Annotated in this window: 11 protein-coding genes; 2 read left to right on the top strand and 9 right to left on the bottom strand. The window is 47.2% G+C overall.

What is annotated here, in order from left to right:
* Window positions 1–121 precede the first annotated feature (121 nt).
* Window positions 122–1,153 carry a Rieske 2Fe-2S domain-containing protein gene (locus GVY04_16305; protein ID NBD17632.1) on the top strand — a complete coding sequence of 344 codons (1,032 nt, stop codon included), beginning with the start codon at window positions 122–124 and terminating at the stop codon, window positions 1,151–1,153.
* On the opposite strand, the gene GVY04_16310 is transcribed toward GVY04_16305, so the two are convergent.
* From GVY04_16310 to acnB, 8 genes are all read right to left on the bottom strand, one after another.
* A complete protein-coding gene (locus GVY04_16310; protein ID NBD17633.1) occupies window positions 1,150–3,456 on the bottom strand; it encodes a hypothetical protein in 2,307 nt (768 codons plus the stop codon). The two genes, GVY04_16305 and GVY04_16310, sit on opposite strands and share 4 nt — an antisense overlap.
* 5 nt (window positions 3,457–3,461) lie before the next feature.
* Window positions 3,462–4,991: a right-handed parallel beta-helix repeat-containing protein gene (locus GVY04_16315; GenBank protein NBD17634.1), complete on the bottom strand. Its 1,530-nt coding sequence runs from the start codon at window positions 4,989–4,991 to the stop codon at window positions 3,462–3,464.
* A 12-nt stretch (window positions 4,992–5,003) separates the two neighbouring features.
* Window positions 5,004–8,522 (bottom strand): TonB-dependent receptor, encoded by a 3,519-nt coding sequence (locus GVY04_16320; GenBank protein NBD17635.1) that lies wholly within the window; start codon window positions 8,520–8,522, stop codon window positions 5,004–5,006.
* A complete protein-coding gene (locus tag GVY04_16325; protein NBD17636.1) occupies window positions 8,519–10,867 on the bottom strand; it encodes a DUF11 domain-containing protein in 2,349 nt (782 codons plus the stop codon). Before GVY04_16325 ends, GVY04_16320 begins: the two co-directional genes overlap by 4 nt.
* A gap of 154 nt (window positions 10,868–11,021) precedes the next feature.
* A complete protein-coding gene (locus tag GVY04_16330) occupies window positions 11,022–11,597 on the bottom strand; it encodes a DUF11 domain-containing protein (GenBank protein NBD17637.1) in 576 nt (191 codons plus the stop codon).
* Window positions 11,598–11,751: 154 nt separating this feature from the next.
* Window positions 11,752–14,421 carry a hypothetical protein gene (locus tag GVY04_16335; protein ID NBD17638.1) on the bottom strand — a complete coding sequence of 890 codons (2,670 nt, stop codon included), beginning with the start codon at window positions 14,419–14,421 and terminating at the stop codon, window positions 11,752–11,754.
* A gap of 844 nt (window positions 14,422–15,265) precedes the next feature.
* Window positions 15,266–15,970: a DUF4336 domain-containing protein gene (locus tag GVY04_16340; GenBank protein NBD17639.1), complete on the bottom strand. Its 705-nt coding sequence runs from the start codon at window positions 15,968–15,970 to the stop codon at window positions 15,266–15,268.
* A 52-nt stretch (window positions 15,971–16,022) separates the two neighbouring features.
* On the bottom strand, window positions 16,023–18,632 hold the full coding sequence (gene acnB / locus GVY04_16345; protein NBD17640.1) for a bifunctional aconitate hydratase 2/2-methylisocitrate dehydratase: 2,610 nt from the start codon (window positions 18,630–18,632) through the stop codon (window positions 16,023–16,025).
* 99 nt (window positions 18,633–18,731) lie between these two features.
* On the opposite strand from acnB, the gene ureG reads away from it, so the two are divergent.
* Entirely contained in the window at window positions 18,732–19,328 is a 597-nt protein-coding gene (gene ureG / locus GVY04_16350) for an urease accessory protein UreG (protein ID NBD17641.1), read from the top strand.
* A gap of 147 nt (window positions 19,329–19,475) precedes the next feature.
* On the opposite strand, the gene GVY04_16355 is transcribed toward ureG, so the two are convergent.
* Window positions 19,476–21,083, bottom strand: a complete 1,608-nt coding sequence (locus tag GVY04_16355) for a phospholipid carrier-dependent glycosyltransferase (GenBank protein ID NBD17642.1) — start codon at window positions 21,081–21,083, stop codon at window positions 19,476–19,478.
* Window positions 21,084–21,415 lie beyond the last annotated feature (332 nt).

Genomic DNA, 21,415 nt, shown 5'->3' on the forward strand with positions numbered 1-21,415 from the left:
TTCAACATTGCTACAATTCTAGGATGCCTGAAGCCGTCGAAGAAAGACTCAGGCAAATCTATACTTCCATTATGGAAAGGGGATTGCCATACCACCAATCACTACCCCCATGAGAAGGAGAATGAAACCCTCAGTGCGTGAAGTTGGAATTAACCCGAATCATTGGTATGTTGTCGCCCGTAGTAGCGAAGTTACAACAGACCCATATCCGGTTACCCTGTGGAAACAACCAATTGTTCTCTACCGTCAAAGCGATGGACAAGTTTGCGCTTTAGAAGACCGCTGTCCCCATCGTTTTGTCAAACTCAGCAACGGGAAAGTGCAAGGCGATCGCGTAGAATGTGCTTATCACGGTTGGCAATTTAATGCTGAGGGGAAATGTGTTTCTATTCCTTATCTAAGCGAGAAGCAAAAGTTACCCCCTTGTCAGCTTCGTCTGTATCCCGTTCAAGAAGGCGATGGTTTTATTTGGATTTTCCTCGGGGATGAAACCCCAACCGTTCCGCGTTTCCAAGTTCCGGAATGGGATCATCTCAACTATATTGCAACCGTTTCGGTGATTGAAACGCAAGCCCATTATTCTTATCTCATTGAAAACTTGATGGATATGTATCATGGGCATTTACACGAAGATTGGCAAGCCTGGACAGATGCGAAGTTAGAAAATATTGAGGAAGATGAAACTCAAGTTCATGGCTACTATAACGCCCAGAGTTATTACAGAATTGATAAAATTTGGTCGATTTCACAACTGTTTTTCCCCAGTTTACGGCAATTGCATCCAGAACCGTTAACGGTAAGCTATATCTATCCCCATTGGGTTTCGACGTTGGGGGAGGATTTCAAAATTTACTGTCTCTTTTCTCCCATTCATGAAACGGCAACTCGTGCCTATCTCATTCACTTTACTTCCCTCAATGCCTTTTGGCGATTGCATAAACTGCCAATTTGGTTTCGCCGTGGCTTGAAAAATGCCCTCTTTGGTTCGGCGCAAAAGCTGTTAGATGGCTTAGTGCGTCAAGATGTAACGATGATTGAACAAGAACAAGCTGCATTTTTAGAAAATCCAGACCAAAAAGGGTATGAGTTTAACCCCGTTTTGGGGAGTGTGCAACGATTGATTCGTAAGCAAGCCTCGGAAAATGAAGATTAATCCACTTTGGTGCGAAAGCGAATAAAGCCATAAGACTCGGGTGGGTCGCCTGAGGAAGTAGCAGGAGGTAAAGTTGTTGGATTCGTTACCACATCAACAACCACTAAACCATTGGTATTATCATCAGCCTCTAAAGATTCAAATGAGCCAGGTTTTTTACACTCACTTGGAGGTGTCCTGCCAGGATCGAAAAAAGACCCTTCGTCATCGCCATCGAGATTAGTTAGGTACTGATTAGGAGTAAGCGGATTGGGTAAGGGATTGGTTTCTCGAATTAATGCTGCAATTCCTAAATTTGTTCCCCCCCCTGGGCTATCAAAGGAATCTCTGATATAAGTTTGATGCTCAGAAATTAAATCGCAGATGGTCACATTTCTCGCCGCTTGTCCTCCAGAAGAAAGATAGTAGATTGTATATTCAATTTCGTCACCGGGTTCTACTTCCCCACCATCTATTCCTCCAGTTAAATAGGTATTTTTATCGGGCCACAAAGAACTGTCATCAGCACTGTCACTATCCCCATCTTCATTAAATTGACTTAAATCATCCCCCCCCTTTGTAGCGGTTTGCCCGTTGATTGCCGTAATGCGCTTAACCAGTTGTAACTGAGGAGGTAAACAATCTGCTCCCCGGGTAATCCCAGAAGCCGCGTCGGCATCAATATTGATGGCTAAGCCAGTACCTTGTTGACCGTCAAAGTTGGGAGGATTGGCATTGCCGTTGGGACCGGTCGAACCGGCTAATCCGCCGTCTAACCCTCCAGAGGCAATGGTCACAGCAGAATTTGTGCTGACAACAACCCCGCCGCCGCCCCCGCCGCCAGGGCCATGAGCCGGATTAAAATTAGACCAACCGCCATCGCCTCCTCTCACATCAACTGTGATGTTAGATAAATTTGCCGGATCTTGAAGATCAACATAAACAGTACCGCCAGCTCCCCCTCCTCCAGCGCCATCTTGCCCGGCACTTAAGCCTGGCGCCCCTTGCGCGTGAATGGTTCCGTTCCCAGCAACAGTAGCAGCACGAATAATGATAATGCCACCCCCGGCAGCGCCACTACTGTAAATGCCATTGCCAACATTTTGGTTTTGGTCGGTAATAGCCGTTCCATCTGAGTTTGTTCTTCGATCGGTCGCTTGGCTGCCGTTGTTGGTTGTGCCGGCGCCGCCACCTCCTCCCATAAACAATCGTTGACCGCCATTGATAATAGAAGGGTTAAACCCTTTCCCGCCAAAACCGCCGGTTGGATCTTGAGAATTCCAAGCGCGACCGCCGCGGCCCCCGCCGCCGCCATTACCGCCGCCCCCGCCGCCAGAGTTTTCAGCGTTGTTACTGGGAGTGCCATCAGTACTGCCTCCTCCAGCGTTACCAGGGGCACCTCGGGCATAACTTCCGTTGGGATAGCCTTCGACACTATTATCGGTAAAGGTTGGCGGGGTTGCAGGGTTGAAAGCGCTGTCTAAATTAAAGGGATCAAAGTAATTGAGAACATAGCGGGGCGTGCCGGCAATTCCTTCGCCTTTAGATCCGTTGGTTGTTGCTGTTGCGGGAGTGCGATAGTCCGTATCGCTGAAACCGCTTGCTCCTGACAATTGCCGTCCGGCTCCGCCGCGAAAGCCGGTGCCGCTAGCTTCGAGAACCACACCGCCATTAAGAGTTAACTCTCCAGAAACATCAATCACAAATACGCCGCCGGTGGTTCCATTCCAGGGTTCGGGCCCGCCCCCAGATAACGTGGCATTGGTATATTGAGGAACACGGATGATTTGATAGCTGCGACGACCGTGGGCAGCGGTTGCCGATTCGTTGCGATAGGTGTAGATCAGCCCCCCATTGGGGCCATTAATCTCAATGGTATTGCCTGAAACATTGGTTACGGTGACAAATTCATAACGACCGGCATTATTTAAGTTCGTCCAACCGCTAGCCCCTTGTGAAGGTTGGGAGTCGGGAAAAGTAGGAACATCCCCTGGTGTATTGTCTCCATAAGCGTCAGTATTGGAACTGTTAAAATCGGCATCTTGCATCTGGATAATTAATAGCAAATCGCCCACACTAATATCGGGGGCAGTGGACGGAAACTTTGAGCCCACAGTGATCGTAGTTGCGCCAGCATTAATGGTTCCAGACACTGAACTGTAGTAAGTGTTCACATTGGCATTGACTGTCCCCTCGCCATCTTTTCCCGGAGTAGCACACTGCGTTGGCGTTGCTTGCGCCGATATCTGAGAAAAGTTGCCAGGATAAATCATAAAGGCAATCACAGCTAAGAAGAGGATGAGTAGCTTTGATAAAAATTTCATCACTTTTAGTCAAGTTCGTTCGATTTAATTGAATGCCGATCTCCCGAACCCCGCGAAAGGGGAATGGGATAAGATTGGGCAATTTCTTGGATTAAAATTTCATCGGCCGGTTCAGATGTGCCATAGTCGGGATGGGTCGCGATCGCGCTCAATCTTGCTCCTTGTTCGATATCGTTTAACTCAAAGCTAAATTTGCCATCCACATCAGCTTTTGTGGTTGCAATGGGTGCAAGCAGAGGGGGTGGTGCATTATTCTTGCTTTCACCGACGCGGTAAAGGGTAACTTCTGAATTAGGATCGGCAGTGCCATCGAGATAAACCGTGTTATTAATCAGATAAAATTCTGGGGCTAAAAATTCTGGCGTCGCGATCGCGCGATTGGCAGTATCACGATTGCGATTAAGAGAGTTGCGCGGGGGATTTTTTCCATCGCCGTTGTCGTAGGCGCGGACAGTGCTTTCCCGGCGCGTGATTAAATCAATACTTAACCCGTCTAAGTTTTCAAATCGATTCCCTAAAATAATATTGCGCAGACTTTTCGGGACTGCTGCCACAACCACGCCAGCCCCCTTAGGATGGTCAATCGTGTTATTGAGGACTTGGTGATCGCTGCCCATTAAATAAATCGCAGCTTGCGCCCGACGTTGGCTATTATTCACAATTTGATTGTTTTTAATTACCGTTGCGCCTTCGGGTTGAAACAGATAAATCCCGCTGCCTCCATTGTGGGCAATTCGGTTATTGTCAATTCTTGTGCCGTTGATCTTACCTTCTAAGCGGATGCCATCAGCCATTCCTCGCTGTCCATTTTGCGCAATTGTGTTATCAGCAAGGGTGAAATCAGTGCTCTTGACCATCGTTAAAATGCCACTGCCTTGATGCTGACGAATTTGGTTATAGCGGACGGTGACCTTCTCTCCGGCAAAGATAACCACCCCAAAGGAAGATCGCTTTTGGGGAGAAGGGGTATCCGGGGAAACCCCCAGCCAGTTCCGCTCAATTCTCACGCCCTTTGGCGGGGAATTCTCATTAGGATCTGGAGGAGCAACTAAAATATCGGCCGCTGGAAATCCTTGCTGATCGGCTTTGCCCTGAAAGCCATAGAGACTGAAGCCCCGAACGGTAATATTATCGCCGGCAATGGTCAAGCCTTGAGCAATTATTGCGCCTGGGGCGGGGGTAAGTGTGATGGCAGGAGTAGCCCCAGTGGGCGCACCTTGAAGAGACAACCCAATTCGAGTCAGAGGCGGCAGTTTGCGGGTGAGTTCAATTTGTTGCCCCTGAGGAGAGCGTTGAAACTGGATGCGCCAGTTTTGTTCCGCTGGCAGCGGGCTGATTTGCTGACGTTCTGCTGTCGTGAGTTCAGCAACAGTTAAGGAACCGTTACTGAGCGCGATCGCTTCTCTCAGGGTGAGGTTGGTATCCGGCGCGATCGCGTCTTGATTGCTGTTGACGGTGATGGCAAGCGGCGGTTGCGCGAGACTTTCTGTCGCGAACAAAAGTACCGTTAAATAGCCGAATAACCCATATTTCATGAATTGTCTCCCCTAAAATAAGTCCATCAGTCCTTGTAATTTCACGGTTACGCCCAGGTAAGCCCCATCCGCCGAGCGAACGCCGCTAAAATCGCGATCGTCAACTTCGCCGAAAACGTAGCCGCCAGCTAAACGTAAATTAGGACTCAACATATAACCCACTTCTGCAACAAATCCTATTTCGCTAAAGGCAGCAGACGGTTGGTTAATCCAGCGAATTTCTCCGACCAGGTCAAATTCTTCGCCAAAGCGATAGGTGGTTCGCAATTGCGTTAGGGTGACATGGCTGGTCCCGGTAAAATCTTCTGCGAGATAAGTGGCACTATTGCGGAGGGCAAACTTACCATAGAATTCCCATTGCCAATTGGGAGCATAAATGCCTTCAATGCCAAACAAATGTTCTTCTGAACCGGTTCCGCGATCAATCAGCAGCGTTTCTGGAATTTGGGAGGGATTTTTCCGATATTCATAGCGCAAGAGAGCGTTAAAGGTGTCGCTTGTGGGATCGCGATAGGCGAGTCCCAGTTTTAGGGTGGTTCTGGGGCCAAGGTCAAGGCGTTGATTAGCAGAACTAGTGCGGTTATAGTCCACTACTGCGGTTAAGGCAGGGCTAATCTGACCGGATGCAGAGGCAGAAATAACGGTATTATCGCGATCGCGCCCGCTAAAGTTTTCCCAGCGCAGACTAGCATTAAAATCTGGGCTATCGGTATAACTAATGCCAACACTGTAACTGGTGCCGCCCCTGCTGCCTAAACTAGAGCTGCCGCTCCCCACGGCATAGGGTTGAGAAAACTGGACCCCCCGACTGCTCTGGAAGCGATCTTCATCGGTAAACACGTGCTCAAAGCCGAGATCGACTTTTAAGCCGGGGGCAAGAACAATCCCTTGTTCGATGCCAAAGTTCCCCACCCCGGTCATTTCCTCGGTACTACCGTTTAAGGCATAACCTCCGCGAATTTTTGTATTTGAAGCAAATTCATGTTCTCCTTGAATCCCAACATTGGTAATGCTTTCGCCAGCAAGAGAGCCTCGCGTGTACCACGTTTGACTGACATTGAGAAACAGACTAGGATGAAATTCCCAACTGAAGCCCAAACCGGTTTGATCGCTAAAAACCGCATCGGTTTCTGCAGAAAGGGTAGTGGTGTTAATGGCTTGTAGTGAGAGCTTTTCGCCAAGGGGAACATCCAAGAAAGAACGTAACTGTTGAGAGTTGCTACTGAGCGCATTGGGAGCAATCTTGTCTTCGCGATCGCGATAAATCCAATCCAGGGTTAAATTAGCATCGCCAATTCGTTGTTGTAACCCTGCTGTCAGGGTCGTTAAGCGATTATCGACGCGACTCCCTGGTACCGGTTCAGTTCTCGGGGTAATTAAATCGCCAAACGCTAAGAGGGGACGGGGAGCAACTCCTTCATTTTCTTGACGTTCATAGCGAAAGCGTAAGTTCGTCGTTGCTGTTACTTGCCCATTGACCTCTAAGCCATAGCGGGTCTGACCAGGAACAAAGCTACTGGTAGCATTATTATTAAAACCGGTATCGGTTGATTCAAGATAAGCCCGCGAGTTGACCCCATCCCAGAATTCGGTGTTGGCTTCGATGCGATAAGCTGACCCGCTCATGTCGCCAAATTCAGTATTCTCATGCCGGGAATGGGCATATTCAGCGATAATTGCATTATTTTCCCCCCAAGAAATCAGGGCGTCAACCCCAAACAGGGCAAAATCTTGTTCCCCTCGGTTTTGTTCAATGTAGGTTGTTCCCAGCCAACTTTCTTGATTTGGGGTTCGAGACCAGTAATATTTGAGTCGTCCCCCGAGTAGGTTGGCTGCTTCTCCGTCTCCGTCAAATTCATAAGTGGCGACAATTTTCCGCACTAAGACACGACCCTCATCATTGACAAAGGTCCGCTGTTGCGGACGATCAAAGAAAATGACACCGCGATCGTAATCGATCTGATAATCGCGCCCTCGGGAGAGTCTTTCTCGCTGAAGAGGGGTGCCGGGACGCTCTAATGCTTCAATTTCGAGATAAATTTCTTCACTGCCCTCGACTAAATCACGGCGGGATAAAAAATAATCCCCCCGAGTACCGTCAGGAGCGATGATATCTCGTTGGAACCCCTCGACATTGGTAGCATAGAAACCGCTCAATTGGACATTTCCCCAGTTATAACTCCCGTTGAACCCATGTAACGTCCGGGAAAAAGCACTAAAATCTTGTGATTCTTCGCTAAATGCTTGTAGGCTATAGTCTCCCCACATCGCATAGTCAATTTCTGCATTTTCCACGGGGGAAGCCCGTTCAATTCGGAAAAAGACGGAATCAGTGGAGGGAGTAATGACATCAACAGTGGCATTATCCCCATAGACCGGATAAACCTCATTCGTCTCATCAAAGGTGCGCATTAATGGGGCTTCCCCGCAGCAGTCGCGGTTTAAGGGATCGTCACTATTGAACGCGCCAGTATATTGCCATTCTCCCAGTGCCCCAGTGATAAAAGCGGCACCTGTGACATCCAGCTCAGTGTGAGTCTCTTCATCAAGAGGCACAAACTCTCGTAAAGAATCATAAAAATTAGCCCCGCTGTTGCCCAGACGAAAGTCTAAATAACCGGTTGCCAGAGGCTGATCGCGCAGGACTGGCTCAAAGCGCAGGGAAGTAAAGCCTTCTAAGTCAATGGTTCGGGCTTGAATGCGCACGGTTTGTGCGGTTACGCCTGCCTGTAGTTCGGCGGTAAACTGCCCTTGTTTCGCTTCGACTTGAAATCCGGGGGCATCCGGTTTGGCATCTGCGCCCACAAATTCACCGGCACTGCTGTCAAGAGTAATCACAGCATTGTAATTAGACCGTTGATTGTTCTCATCGAGTAAGCTCCCTTTAACGGTCGCTGTGGTGCGACCATCCGCTGGAATTGCTGCGACAGTCTCGAGAGTGAGGGTGGTGGGCTTGGCTCTGACGCTCACCTCAACCGCAACTGGCGGCAGGGGCTTACCTTTGAGGGTGCCTCGGGCAGTAATTCGGTTTTGACCGGTGTTTAAAGTGACCCCGTACCACGTTTGCAGCACGAGGTTCGTGCGGTCGTCCTTCGCCACCCGACCAATCAGAGAATCATCAACCGTTTGCTCGTTCACCATTAAGGTTACTTCTGCCCCGATGGGATATTGCAGAATAACCGTTGTCGAGGGAATATCCAGCACTTGCCCCTCGGTGGGCGCAATTAATTTGAGGGGGGACTCTGCTACGGTTTCAACCGATGGCGAGGAGGGGAGCAGCTCAGCGCTAAAACTGCCCAATTGCAAGGTGTTATCCCATTGCCAGTTCCCTTGATTCGGCAGGGGCACTGGCGTCGTTGCTAAATCAGCAGAAAATTGCCAAGGGGTTGGTGTAAGGGTGAATTGGCTAGAGTCATTCATGACTAGCGGCTTCCCTTGCACTGGCAAGACAGTGCCGAAGCAAGCGATACTTGTGATGCTCATCCCCAAACTGATTTGTTTGACCAGAAGATAGAGGCGCTGACAGCTCATGGGTTGGCTCCTTCCCCGGCGGTCGGAGTCACCCCAAAGTTGAGCCGCACCATTCCGCCAGGGGACATCTTGAAGAGGCGAGAAGGGCTTTGCTGGTCTCGACGCTGAGGATTGGGCGCTAGTTCATAGTCGGGAATGCTGGTCAAATCGAGAATTCCGGTGTGGAATCCCGGACAGACATTTTTCAAAGAATATAGACCATCGGCATCGGTGCTGATCCGGTAGCCATCTTCAAGGTAAATTACCGCGTTGGGCACCCCGGGTTCCCCTGGTTGTTGTTCGCCATCGGCGTTTTTATCCACAAAAACGCGTCCGATCAGGGTCCCGCAGTCATTGAGGATGCCAGGGCGAATGTCGAGTTCATGGGTCACGGGACCGTCTCGGGCTTCGCGATCGCGAATTTGAGCGACAACAGCGGCGGTATTGATGCCGGACCCGCGCATGGCATCGGGAGTGACTTCTGCGCCATAAAGAATCGTTAAGGTTTCGTTGCTGGGAAGTTGCGGGGGTGAGACAAAGTCGAAGCTAAGGCGTCTTTGCTGTTGGGTAACGGTTAAATTTAGGGGGACTTCCTCAATCGCACTGCGCACTGAGGCTTCAATAAAGTTGAGTCCGGCGGGGAGTTGATCGGTTACGGTTAGCGCGCGAACCGGATCTTGGGATAAGTTGCGAATCGTGAGGCGATAGATCACAATATCCCCAATTTCAGCAGCAGCGCGATCGGCAAATTTATCCAGATCTACTTCTTGGGCTTGGCAAGTGCTGGCTTGGAAATCAATAACAGCTAAGTTAAGTCCTAAGCGTTCGGCATCTTCAACGACGACAAAGCTTCCTTCAATAATCGTGCGTTTTAGGGGATCGGTGACGCTAATTGGGCGACCGTCAAGGGAGGTAGCGGTAAACCGAATGCGATTTTCACTGCGTTGACCGATGACAATGCGGATGCGACGTTCATCATAGAGACTGTCCTCGGGCGGATTCACCAGTAAAATGTAAGTGGCTCCGTTGTCTAGCTGTCCGCGATCAACATCTAAAAGAAAGTTATATTTCCCTTCATCGCCATTGGCGAGAAAGAAAGGGTTGCTATTTTCAATATTCGGTTCTAATCCTGCCGAAATTGAATTATTGGGATTATCTGGCAGTTCGGTTCGGGTCAGAGGCACAGCCGTTCCGATCGCGCCTCCACCAGCCGGTTCATAGAGTCCGACGGTAAAACCGCGATAGTCGGCCAGAATCTCGCCATTACAGCCAGTCAGCTGACCGAAGGGATCGCGCAATTCGGAAAGTGGCGGTAGAATCGTTACGGTTTGTTGGGCTAGGGTTTCCCCGCACTGAGCGCCGAAGCCGAAGCGGATGGTTTGGGTGCGTTTGAAATCGGCTTCAGCGACCGTGATTGTCGCTGTGATCACCACAGCTTGCTGGGGGGCAAGGGTCAAGGCACTTGCTGTTTCGGTAATCCCACCCTTCGGGCTGGCTTGGTCTTCGGCAACGGGGCGATAGGTAAGCTGTTCGAGCGTTGCGGGTCCGCTGAGGGCTTGCTGCCAGACGGCTAAAGGCGGCAGGATCAGTTTGCCGGTGGTGTTGCTGTTGTTTTTGAGGATAAAGGAATAGTTGAGGGTCTCTCCTGGTACGAAACGGGAAGGCTCACTGGTGCGGGCATCGTTCCAAAGGGTTTGCCCTTGGGCAAACAGCGTCTGTTCAGGCTCCCTTAGGAGATTGCTCACCGTTGCACTCAGCTCTTGTTGCGCTTCTTGTAGGGAAGAGCGGTTGAGCAGAGGGGGCAGTAGATCTTGCGCCGTTTGGCTCACGGTCTCGGCTGTGGCAGCCCTTAAGCCCATCGCTTCTAAGGTACTGCGGCCAAAGCCTAGCAACACGAGGGCAATGGGGATCTCATCTAGTTCAATAATGGTTGCAACTGCTGCGTCGTCTGCCAATGCGGTTGCCATCGCCCGTTTCACTTGGCCAATCGCCCCCGTCAGAGAGTTCCTCTCGGTTAAAACTGCCATTGCTTCCACCGTGGCGGTATTCAAGATTTTGATCTGTTCCGGTGAAAAATTTTGCTCTTCTAAAAGGGGGGTCAGGCTATCCACGGCGGTTCCTAATCCCACTTGGCGGTTCCCTTCTGCATCCCGAACGCCATTGCTTGTGGTCGTCACTGTGAAGGGAGCAGTGGTGATTGCAGTTGTAACCAGGTTGGATTGCCCTTGCCAGGAAAGGGTTTCGTCTTTATATTCATAACGGGCAATATTGCTCAGCCCAGCGCCTGGAGCGGCACTCACTTGACACTCAAGAATCGGTTGCCCTTGAGCAGTAGACCCAACGCCAAAACTCCCGATCCCAGTCATGATGATGAACGAGCAAACGCCCGCTTGCAGACGAAACTGCCCTCTCTCCAATTGAGAGAGCAACTGATTCAGTTTAATGAACATCCCCTTCTCTACCTGGCTCTACCTGTGATCTGACCGGTTGCCCCTTGCGAGAAGGGGCATTGTCAATGGTTTATTCCACTTCCACCACATACATGGCTTCTAAGTTGTCCTCCGGCGCGATCGCGCTTGGAAAGTCCCAACGGATATGGGTATAAGCTGAAGCAGGAGCCGGTTTCTCTACCACCGTCCCATCAGGCTGTTCCACTTTAATCGTGGGATTGGCAACAAAGGTTTCGCCGTTGTTAATGCTGTAGGTAATAACCGCGTTGTTGCTACTATTGGCCGATCCCAGCACATACACCATTTGCTGAGGAATCGGTTGGGTAACAGTTAAGTTGTTTGCGGCTTCGCCCCCTTCATTCGTGCCCATCACGACATAGCGCAAGGTATCGCCAGGGACGACGGTCACTTGATCGCCGACATTTTCCCAACGCACTTGTTCAACCCCGTTTTCATCAACTGTGACTTCTTGTTTGTCTACAACCAAATTGAGATTGACTTGCGGGCGCTCTTGTCGGAATTGAGCAAGTTGAAGCTCTTCTTTTTCAAGGAAGCTGGCGAATGTGGCGGGAGTCATGAAAAAGGGCAAAGTTGTCGCAATCAGTCCCGCAAAACCAAAACGTAAGAGTTGAGTTTGGAGTTTCATAAGTCTATATCCTGTTAAGTTATTGCAAATTAAGGTCTGAAGGAATGACCAGTCACCAGAGCTGAGAGATGACCCTCAAGCCTCAGGTGATCAAAACTGAATGAGGTTTCGGAAGGAAACACCCGAAAATGGCAACTGGTCACTTAATTAGGAATTATTGAACTTCACGACGGAAGATGAAGGTTCCAGTATCACCCGGTTCAACTGTTCCCACTTCGTTTTCGTATTGAGTAACATCTGTTCCATCTGCAGGGTCAGTTGTTCCAATCGTTCCCGACAGGTTAGAGAAGGTGACTGTACCAGTGCTAGCGGAAGTATTTTGACTGTGGAGTGTATCAACCTCACCGTCGGGTGCTGCAACGATACCATCACCACCAATATCCGATTCTTCTCCATCTAAAGCCCAGTTATTACCATCCTGATCCGCTTGTCGATTAGCATCAGTATCAGCAACGGTTCCATCTTCAGTAATGGTGAAGTTATTGGCATTGAGAGTGACGTTACCTGTACCAATGGGGGCTTCAGAAATATTTTCGTATCGGATTCGGTACTCGATGAAATCACCAGGTTGCACATCTACGTTAGGAGTCTGCGTAAAGGCTTCTCGAACATTGCCATCAGCATCCAGAATCCGGGCTTCTTTCACGAGAGTTATGAATCCAGTGTAAACGCGATCAATAGTGATGTTGTTAACAGTTTCACCCGTATATCCAGCGTTACTCGTTGGGTCATCATCAGGGAAAGCAATGATCGGGATGTTATATCCTTGAACTTGACCTGTTCCCGCAGGGAAATCAACTTCAACTTCGTAGGTTAATTCATCCCCTGGATTGACTGTACCCACATTAATTGGAGTATCACCAGTTGTAAAAGCATTTCCATCGTAGCTGTAGGTTGCTGTTTCAGCATTACCATCTCCGTCAACATCGAAGCGAATGATAACTGTTGTGTTAGTAGGAATCTCATTATTAGCCCCAAAGAAACCAGAACCACCTGTATCACTGGCTGACTCTGCACTGGTTGCTCCAGTTGGAACAATTGGCTCAATCGTTACGTTGTCTGCTTCACTTGCACCGGTTGCAGGGACGCTAACAGTGTTCTGAATTGTTACTGCACTTGGATCACCATCAGCATCACCATTCGGATCAGTGGAGACATTGGTAAAGTCATCATTGTCGTTATTCGGTCCCACGGCCTCAGGTGTATCCAAGGGTCCATTCAAGATGTCATCATCCGCTTCAACGGTACCGGTAACAACGACTTCGTTATCTTCCCCATCAGGACCGGTTCCAGTATTGTTGCCGTTTTCATCAATTCCATCTTGATCCGGATCTGCTACCCCTGTATCATCACCTGGATCAAAAAGACTTCCTGTGTCATCAGGTGGCGTACCATCATCATTGAAGTTGTTAGGACGTTGGTCACCTGATTCATCGTAAACAATCTCATCATCGACATCAATGTTGTCATTGGGATCGTCAAACGTTTGACCAAAGACCTGAGCGATGTTGTAAACTGTTCCACCAGCACCCGGTAAACCACTGGTAATAACGGAGAATTGGAAACCAGTCAGTTGTATGCCATTTGCGGGGAGTTCATCACCATCAGTGGTTGCATCGTAAATAAAACCGATTCTTTCGACATCTTCTAAATCAGTGGTGGTATCAGTATTTGGATCAGTATCTGGAGCAGTAGTCGTCCAATTTGCGCCATCTAACGCTCCAGCGTCACCAGAAGCTACAGGCACTGTTGTTTCTGGATCATCATAGGAATATACAACAGTCCAGCCTGTAGGCAGGTTATTTGGATCTGGTTCTCCATTGAGAACTGTTCCTTCTGGAATAACATCGGAAACAAGAACTCGGTCTTCTTCATTTGTTCCATTACCATCAATATCATTACCTGAACCACTGCCTTCTAAATTAATAGGAGTACCTTCTAAAGGAGCAGGCTCAAATGTACCATCAGGTGATGAATTTTCTACCGTCAAGCCTAAATCGTAAGTAATGATGTCATCGCTACCAGAATCACTGCCACCAGGGTCAACATTCGAGGCAACTTTAGTGATTGTGGCAAGGGCTAACGGTTGAATTTCAGTTGCAAACGCGACATCCTGAGTTGCACTGGCTTCTCTTTCACCATTAACTGGATCATCAGTTGTATCAATATTAACGGTACGAACCTCATCATCATTAATACCATCAGCATCATCAGGCTGGTTTTGCGTCGCGAGAGAGTTATCGTTAGCTCCTGTATTACCTAAAGTAACTCCAACAGGATCACCCAAGTTGTTAGTTGATAAAACAGTACCCGTCACTCGAACAATAAAGCTACCATTTGCTGAAATATCTTCTACAAGATTATCTGTTAGGGTCGTAATATCGTTGAAGGTTGTTCCACCATCGGTGCTAACTTCTACATTAGTATCAGCAATAGCTTCCAAACCAGTTGTCGTGATTTGATCAGCACTAGGGACGAAAATATCAGTGGTAGCGTTACCGGTATTCGTAATTAAGAAGTCAAAAGTTAGGACATCGCCTGCCTCAACACTACCACCATCCTCATCGTTGATTCCTTGAGGGGTGTTAGTAATACCGGCGACTTCGGCAACCGTTACCGTTACCCGATTTGAGGTGGTGTCAAGTGGGTTGCCGTCATTATCTTCGTAAGTTGCAGTTGCTTCGTTAATGATCTCAGTGCCGGCGGCAGTTCCTTCTGCAAAAGCTGGCAAAATCATTGCTTGGGAGAGAGTCGTGCTTGCTAGGCAAATGGCAAGGAAACGCTGAAATTTATTTTTGGAGGATAGAGATGAATTGTTGCTCATTCGTTAATTAATCCAATAATCAAGTAAATTGGCATAGATTGGCTAGGACCTTAGGCTTTTCATTAGATTTACAATATGATTTAAATTACCAAAAAAGCGCTGTTTATAGCCTTTACCAGGATACTCAAATTACTAAATAATACAAACCGAAATAACACGGAAAAAAGCGATTTATGTCAATTTTGTTACTTGATTCACAAAATTACACTGGGTACTAAAGTCTGACAAGTAACTTCCGGTTGCTGGGATAATTTAGTTGATCGCGGGGAAGCCCCGCAGAATAATCTTTTGATTTTGCGTCGGGACGGGGCTTTCAAGCATCGGAACTGAATTTCGATGTCAGCCCCTCATCAGGAGTGGTCAGTCAAGGGGTTTTATCCCTAGATCAGTTCCGATACAGGAATACCAACTTGCAAGAGTTGGAAGGCAGCACTCTATCTGAAGGATGAGTGGCTGGAGGAAGTCACAGAATTTAACTTATGTCTTAGCGAATCGTGAGGATGATGACGCGATCAAAGCTTTGATTAGAAGAGGTAATGATAAGAGTCCAAACACACAAAAAGTTACTGTGTTACCAGATTGGAGTAATCGCGATCTGAAGCTGGGAACTCTACGATCAGCAATTCGCCAGCTAGGTATTGACCAACGGTCGCAGCAGGCGCCTTCTGTTTAAGAAGGCGTAATCTGCGACTGGGAGATATTTAAAAATACATATGGCTTGCTGAAATTTTCCGCGATCGCGCTACTCAATTCTTAACCCTGACGACAGCTTTCAGCGAGCTTCGCTCGAGCGCGCAGAATAATAAAATCCGGTTAAAATAACCGGTTCTCCAAAAAAATTACTTTATATCTCTAAAAAATTCTGATATCCTTCCTTCAATTTTTCCTTTCCATTTTCATTAATAATGCTACCATGAGCTATAATCACTCGTTCAAAATCCCAATTCAGAATTTTCTTGATCGAGTTTTTAAATTTTTCTATTTCAGTTGTTGCAATTCTTTCTAAAACCGATGGACTAAGTTGTTTATATCCGCCAAGTATTTGAGAAGTCAACCGTGTTAAAAAAGGGAAAGTCTCGTCAAAGTAAAAGGCTAGATCAGTTAAGATTAGGGTTCGGCTTGAGGGATGAAAAAAGACACATTCTTGTAGCGGATCAAACCCCCTGAATGTAATCGTTCTAAACCCTTCTATAAACTGATATTCAATCCCATTCCATAATTGCTCTAGATCATCTTTAATGATTTTATCAATTGGCAAATTTGGCTTTTTGCTTTTAAGACCCGAAACTGCCCAAAAAATTGCATCTGGGTAAAGCATTTTGAAATTTTCAGCAAATAAATAATGGTGAAGATTGGGTGCAATGATATGTTTAACCGTTCCAATTTCTTGAAGTTGACGGATGATTGTATTATCAACTTGAATTGGAGAAATAACGACTAATTCCCGATTTTCAAGTCGAATCACTGTCATTCTTGTCCCAACACTGAGTCCAAAGTATTGCAAAGGCTGTTCAGCAACCCAAATATCTTGATCAATTTCTCTTAGCATTGATTTGAACCATTCAACTAAAAAAGGTGGGCAAAACCCACCTCAATGTTATCTATTTACTCGCACCCGTTGGCATTCCTAAAATATCCTCAATTTTGGGCATTTCTTCTAAGGGAATGACGCGACCTTCTTCCTCAAAATTCTCAATTTGATCAAAGTTGAGATAGCGATACAAATCATCAGCAAAGGGATTAATTTTCTCTTGGACAATGGAGAGATATTCATCCACAGTGGGAATGTAACCCAGTAAGGCACAAACTGCAGCTAACTCAGCTGAACCGAGATAGACTCGTGCGCCTTTCCCCATGCGATTATTAAAGTTACGGGTCGAAGTGGAGAAGACGGTTGCTTCATCTTCCACTCGCGCTTGGTTCCCCATACACAAGGAACAACCGGGCATTTCTGTCCGTGCGCCAGCAGCAGCAAACACACCATAAACCCCTTCCTCACGGAGTTGTTTCTCATCCATGCGTGTGGGAGGACAAATCCAAAGGCGAACTTTTGCCACGCCTGCATCTTCTAAAATTTTCGCAGCAGCACGATAGTGACCAATGTTAGTCATGCAAGACCCGATGAAGACTTCATCAATTTTATCCCCTGCACACTCTGACATTAACTTCACATTATCCGGGTCATTCGGTGCAGCAACAATCGGTTCTTTGATTTCGTTTAAGTTAACCTCAACCGTATCCACATATTCAGCATCTGCATCCGCTTCCAGTAACTCAGGCTTATCCAACCATTCCTGCATTTTGGCAGCGCGACGTAAGAGGGTACGGGAGTCTTGATAGCCACGCGCTACCATGTTTTTAATCAGGGCAATGTTGGAATTGAGATATTCGGCGATGGTCTCTTTCCCTAACTTAATCGTACAGCCAGAACAAGAGCGTTCGGCAGTGGCATCGGTTAATTCAAAGGCTTGTTCTACTTTGAGGTCGGGTAAGCCTTCCATCTCCATGATGCGACCGGAGAAGACGTTTTCTTTAACTTCGGTTCCGACCGTTAACTTCCCTTGCTGCATGGCGACATAGGGAATGGCATTAACAATATCCCGCAGTGTGACACCCGGCTGTAATTCGCCAGTGAAGCGCACTAAAACCGATTCTGGCATATCCAGAGGCATTGCCCCTAATGCAGCCGCAAACGCCACTAAACCCGACCCGGCAGGGAAGGAAATACCAAGGGGGAAGCGAGTATGAGAATCACCACCGGTTCCGACCGTATCGGGAAGTAACATCCGGTTTAACCAAGAGTGAATGATACCGTCACCTGGCTTTAAGGAAACCCCACCTCTGTCTGCAAAGAAGTCAGGGAGTTGTTGATGGGTTTTCACGTCCACTGGTTTGGGATACGCTGCGGTGTGACAGAAACTTTGTAAAACGAAGTCCGCATTGAAGCCAAGACAAGCCAGTTCTTTTAACTCATCGCGGGTCATGGGTCCGGTGGTATCTTGTGACCCCACAGTGGTCATCATCGGTTCGCAAGAGGTTCCCGGACGAACCCCATCAACACCACAAGCGCGTCCCACCATTTTTTGCGCCAGCGTGAAGCCTTTATTATTCTCTGCGGGAACTTCCGGACGAGTAAACAGAGAGGTGACTTCTAAGCCTAAGGCTTCTCGGGTTTTATCAGTCAAAGCCCGTCCAATCATCAGTGGAATCCGTCCACCGGCGCGGACTTCATCTAAGATTGTATTCGGTTTCGGAGTAAAGGTGGTTAAGGTTTCTCCGGCTTCGTTGGTAATCTTTCCTTTATAAGGGTAAATCGTAACGACATCCCCTGTATTCATTTGGGTGACATCGCACTCAATGGGAAATGCACCAGAGTCTTCGGCAGTATTGAAAAAGATGGGGGCAATTTTTCCGCCGAGAACATAACCACCAGCGCGTTTGTTGGGAACGTTGGGAATATCATGTCCAATGTGCCATAGCATAGAGTTAATGGCCGATTTCCGGGATGAACCGGTGCCAACAACATCTCCCACGTATGCCAGGGGTAAGCCTTTTTCTTTTAATTGAGCAATTTGTTCTAGTCCCTCCGGCATCCGAGACTCTAACATCGCGAGGGCGTGGAGGGGAATATCAGGGCGTGTTGTCGCATGAGGCGCCGGAGACAGATCATCAGTATTGGTTTCTCCAGCCACTTTAAAGACCACCACTTGGATTTGTTCCGGAACTTCTGGCTTGTTGGTAAACCAAGTTCCTTCCGCCCATTCATCAATGACTTGTTTGGCGTATTGATTATCTTGGGCGAGTTCAAACACATCATTAAACGCATCAAAAGCAAGGATGGTTTGACTGAGGGCGGTTGCTGCTTTTTGGGCGAGATTCGTGTCAGAGGATTTGAGAAATTCAATCAGAGATTGCACATTATACCCACCCACCATGGTTCCGAGAAGTTCCACGGCTTCTTCTACGGTGATCAGCGGACAGTTGACTTCTCCTTTGCCAATTGCGGTGAGAAACCCTGCTTTAACATAGGCGGCTTCATCAACACCAGGCGGAACGCGATCGCGCAATAAATATAATAATTCTTCTTCTGTTCCTTGGGGAGGCTGTTTTAATAATTCACATAACTGGGACGTTTGTTCGGCGTTGAGGGGGAGGGGGGGAATTCCTTGCTTGGCCCGTTCTGTTGCGTGTTGCCGATACGTTTCTAACATTTTTAAGTGGGTTCTCCTATCGTGTCTCTATACTATTTCACCGATCATAGACTTCTATAATCATTGTAATTGTAGCGACAGAAGCATTTAATTCAGAAGATGAACACCTTACGAGTTGGAATTGCCGGACCTGTAGGTTCAGGAAAAACAGCATTATTGGATGCATTATGCAAAACCATGCGCGATACTTATCAACTGGCTGTCGTGACTAACGATATTTATACCCAAGAAGATGCTCAATTTTTAGTCCGTTCTCAGGCATTAGCGCGCGATCGCGTTTTAGGTGTCGAAACCGGCGGTTGTCCGCACACCGCAATTCGAGAAGATGCCAGTCTCAATCTCGCGGCCATTGAACAGCTAGAAAACCAATTTAACCCACTTGACTTACTCTTTGTCGAGAGTGGGGGGGATAACCTAGCGGCAACCTTTAGTCCCGAACTCGTTGATCTTACCATCTACGTCATTGATGTGGCAGCAGGAGATAAAATTCCTCGCAAAGGGGGACCGGGGATCACCAAATCTGATCTGTTAGTAATTAATAAAATTGATTTAGCGCCCTATGTCGGTGCTGATCTCTCTGTAATGGAACGAGATGCAAAAAAGATGCGCGGCGAAAAACCGTTTGTCTTTACCAACTTAAAACAACAACAAGGATTAACAACAGTACAAGATTTTATTCGTTCTCACCTCATTTAATTGCTATAGCAATCAGAAATCGGTTGTGAGACAGAAATCCTAGTCTAATGAAACAAGGAACGGAGAACGGGAATAAAAAATTTCTCATGAATCAGGTCTGATTGCTACAGGTTAGGTTGCTTGTTTCCCTTCGCGGTTTTCCTCCTGTTAGTTGCTAATTAAATGCCAATTGGGAGGGGCTTGATAATGTTGATCAGACCCCTGTTCAAAGGTTAATTCATCTAGCATTTGCGGATTGACTAATAAATAAACAGAGGGCTGTTGTTCCCAATGCTGTTTGAGTTCTTCTTGTGTTGCCGGAAGAACCCGCTTTTGGGCGTAAAAATTAAGAGAAGGACGTTCGTAAGCAAAAGAGGTATAAATTGGCGCTTCTTCAGGAACTTGATCGCGAATTAGCATGGCCACTGGCTTCACCGGATAGGCTTCGTTTAATTCCCACAGCCAATAGGATGAACTCACCAATAATAGTAGAGAAACATACATTCCCCAACTCAGAATATTAATAAATTGAGGATCTCTTCGTAAAACTAACCCACCCCCTACTGCTGTGGTTAACGCTACCGCTAAAGTAATAATTACTAACTCTTTACTACCTTCATCAGCCATGCCAAAATAGAAGCTGCTTCCTAAAGCAATCCCTCCTAAAAAGAGCAGTAAGATTCCCCAAGATTTCGGATAAGACTCTTCACGGGGATAGCGGGCAATTTCTGTCAACATTCTACCTCCAGCTAAGGCCAATGCTGGATACAAAGGCAAAATATACCAGGGGAGTTTGGTACTCATGAGGGTGATGACCAAAAAATAAATGCCACTCCAGACTAAGATTAGTTTTGACCAACTCCAGATTTGATTTTTCCAGGCTAAATGGAGTCCAGAGAGGGCAAAAATCAACCAGGGGAGAAAATGTAGCAATCGGGGAAGATAATACCAAGGAGGACCACTGTTATTATCGACAGCACGCCATAAACGACTAAACGACTGAGAAAAAATAGCTGTTTCTACAAATGCCCCTTGATAGTGAACCCACTGTAGCGCGTACCAACTGAGTAGAGGTAAACAACCAATGCTCACCCCACCCCAAAAATAGGGACTTCGGAATAAACGAGGCGTATCCCAAGCGAGAAATCCAAACGCAATCCCCCCTAGTAACAAAGCCATGATGCCCTTGGTCAGTCCAATCAAGCTTAAACTGATCCCAATGCCTAAACACCAGCGCAAATCACGGCGCGATCGCAGCACTGACCACATCAACAAAATCGCAAAACAAACAACTGCCCCATCGAGCATTGCTAGACGTCCCTGACGGACTAATGGTAAGGTAGTTAAATAAATCAGTGCTGAAAATAATGCTGGTTGACGCATCAAAAACAGTTCTTTTCCCAAGCCATAAGCGAACGGTACTGAAACCGCCATCAATAATGCAGAAGGAAGACGAGCCGTCGTTTCATTAACGCCACCCCAGCGATAACAAAGAGCAATCAAATCGTGAAGCAAGGGTGGTTTGTTGAGATAAGGTTCTTGCCACAGTGTTGGAAATAACCAGCGATTACTGTTCTCTGGTGCTTGTAAAATCTCGCGCGCTACTTGGGCAACCGTTCCTTCATCCCAATCGCGAAGGGGTAAACTCCCCAAATTGAGAGTAAACACTAATAATCCTGCGACCAAAAGCGCAATCACAAGCAAGCGTTCTGTCCAAGCATTTTGATGACGAATGCGATTAGCCGAGCCATCCCCTGCAAAAGTCTGACGATCCATAAACTGATAAAAGCACGATTATTTCTAGAGATAACACAATTGTGATGAATGTTTCATGATGTAAATGTTATGGAAAGTATTTAATGGAGCTTAATTATTTCATCAGTTACCACTTATAATTCCCATTTTAATGATATTAATCAACTTATTTAAGTTATTCAAAAAACTAAATTTATGTGATAAAAACCTAGAACAATTATCTGCATCGATCCAAGCATCAATTTTTAGTCAAATCACAGTAAGTCTTTACACTCAGCTGTTTAGGCAGTAGATGATAAAATAGCGGGGACATCTGCTGCTATTTTGGAACCTCATCATAAGGATGCGTCATC

It is taken from the genome of Cyanobacteria bacterium GSL.Bin1 (assembly GCA_009909085.1).
GTDB lineage: Bacteria > Cyanobacteriota > Cyanobacteriia > Cyanobacteriales > Rubidibacteraceae > Halothece.

What these genes read in the sequence shown, in the direction of transcription:
- GVY04_16305 (NBD17632.1), top strand. Translation starts at nt 122, where the DNA reads ATGAAACCCTCAGTGCGTGAAGTTGGAATTAACCCGAATCATTGGTAT.
- GVY04_16310 (NBD17633.1), bottom strand. Translation starts at nt 3,456, where the DNA reads ATGAAATTTTTATCAAAGCTACTCATCCTCTTCTTAGCTGTGATTGCC.
- GVY04_16315 (NBD17634.1), bottom strand. Translation starts at nt 4,991, where the DNA reads ATGAAATATGGGTTATTCGGCTATTTAACGGTACTTTTGTTCGCGACA.
- GVY04_16320 (NBD17635.1), bottom strand. Translation starts at nt 8,522, where the DNA reads ATGAGCTGTCAGCGCCTCTATCTTCTGGTCAAACAAATCAGTTTGGGG.
- GVY04_16325 (NBD17636.1), bottom strand. Translation starts at nt 10,867, where the DNA reads ATGACTGGGATCGGGAGTTTTGGCGTTGGGTCTACTGCTCAAGGGCAA.
- GVY04_16330 (NBD17637.1), bottom strand. Translation starts at nt 11,597, where the DNA reads ATGAAACTCCAAACTCAACTCTTACGTTTTGGTTTTGCGGGACTGATT.
- GVY04_16335 (NBD17638.1), bottom strand. Translation starts at nt 14,421, where the DNA reads ATGAGCAACAATTCATCTCTATCCTCCAAAAATAAATTTCAGCGTTTC.
- GVY04_16340 (NBD17639.1), bottom strand. Translation starts at nt 15,970, where the DNA reads ATGCTAAGAGAAATTGATCAAGATATTTGGGTTGCTGAACAGCCTTTG.
- acnB (NBD17640.1), bottom strand. Translation starts at nt 18,632, where the DNA reads ATGTTAGAAACGTATCGGCAACACGCAACAGAACGGGCCAAGCAAGGA.
- ureG (NBD17641.1), top strand. Translation starts at nt 18,732, where the DNA reads ATGAACACCTTACGAGTTGGAATTGCCGGACCTGTAGGTTCAGGAAAA.
- GVY04_16355 (NBD17642.1), bottom strand. Translation starts at nt 21,083, where the DNA reads ATGGATCGTCAGACTTTTGCAGGGGATGGCTCGGCTAATCGCATTCGT.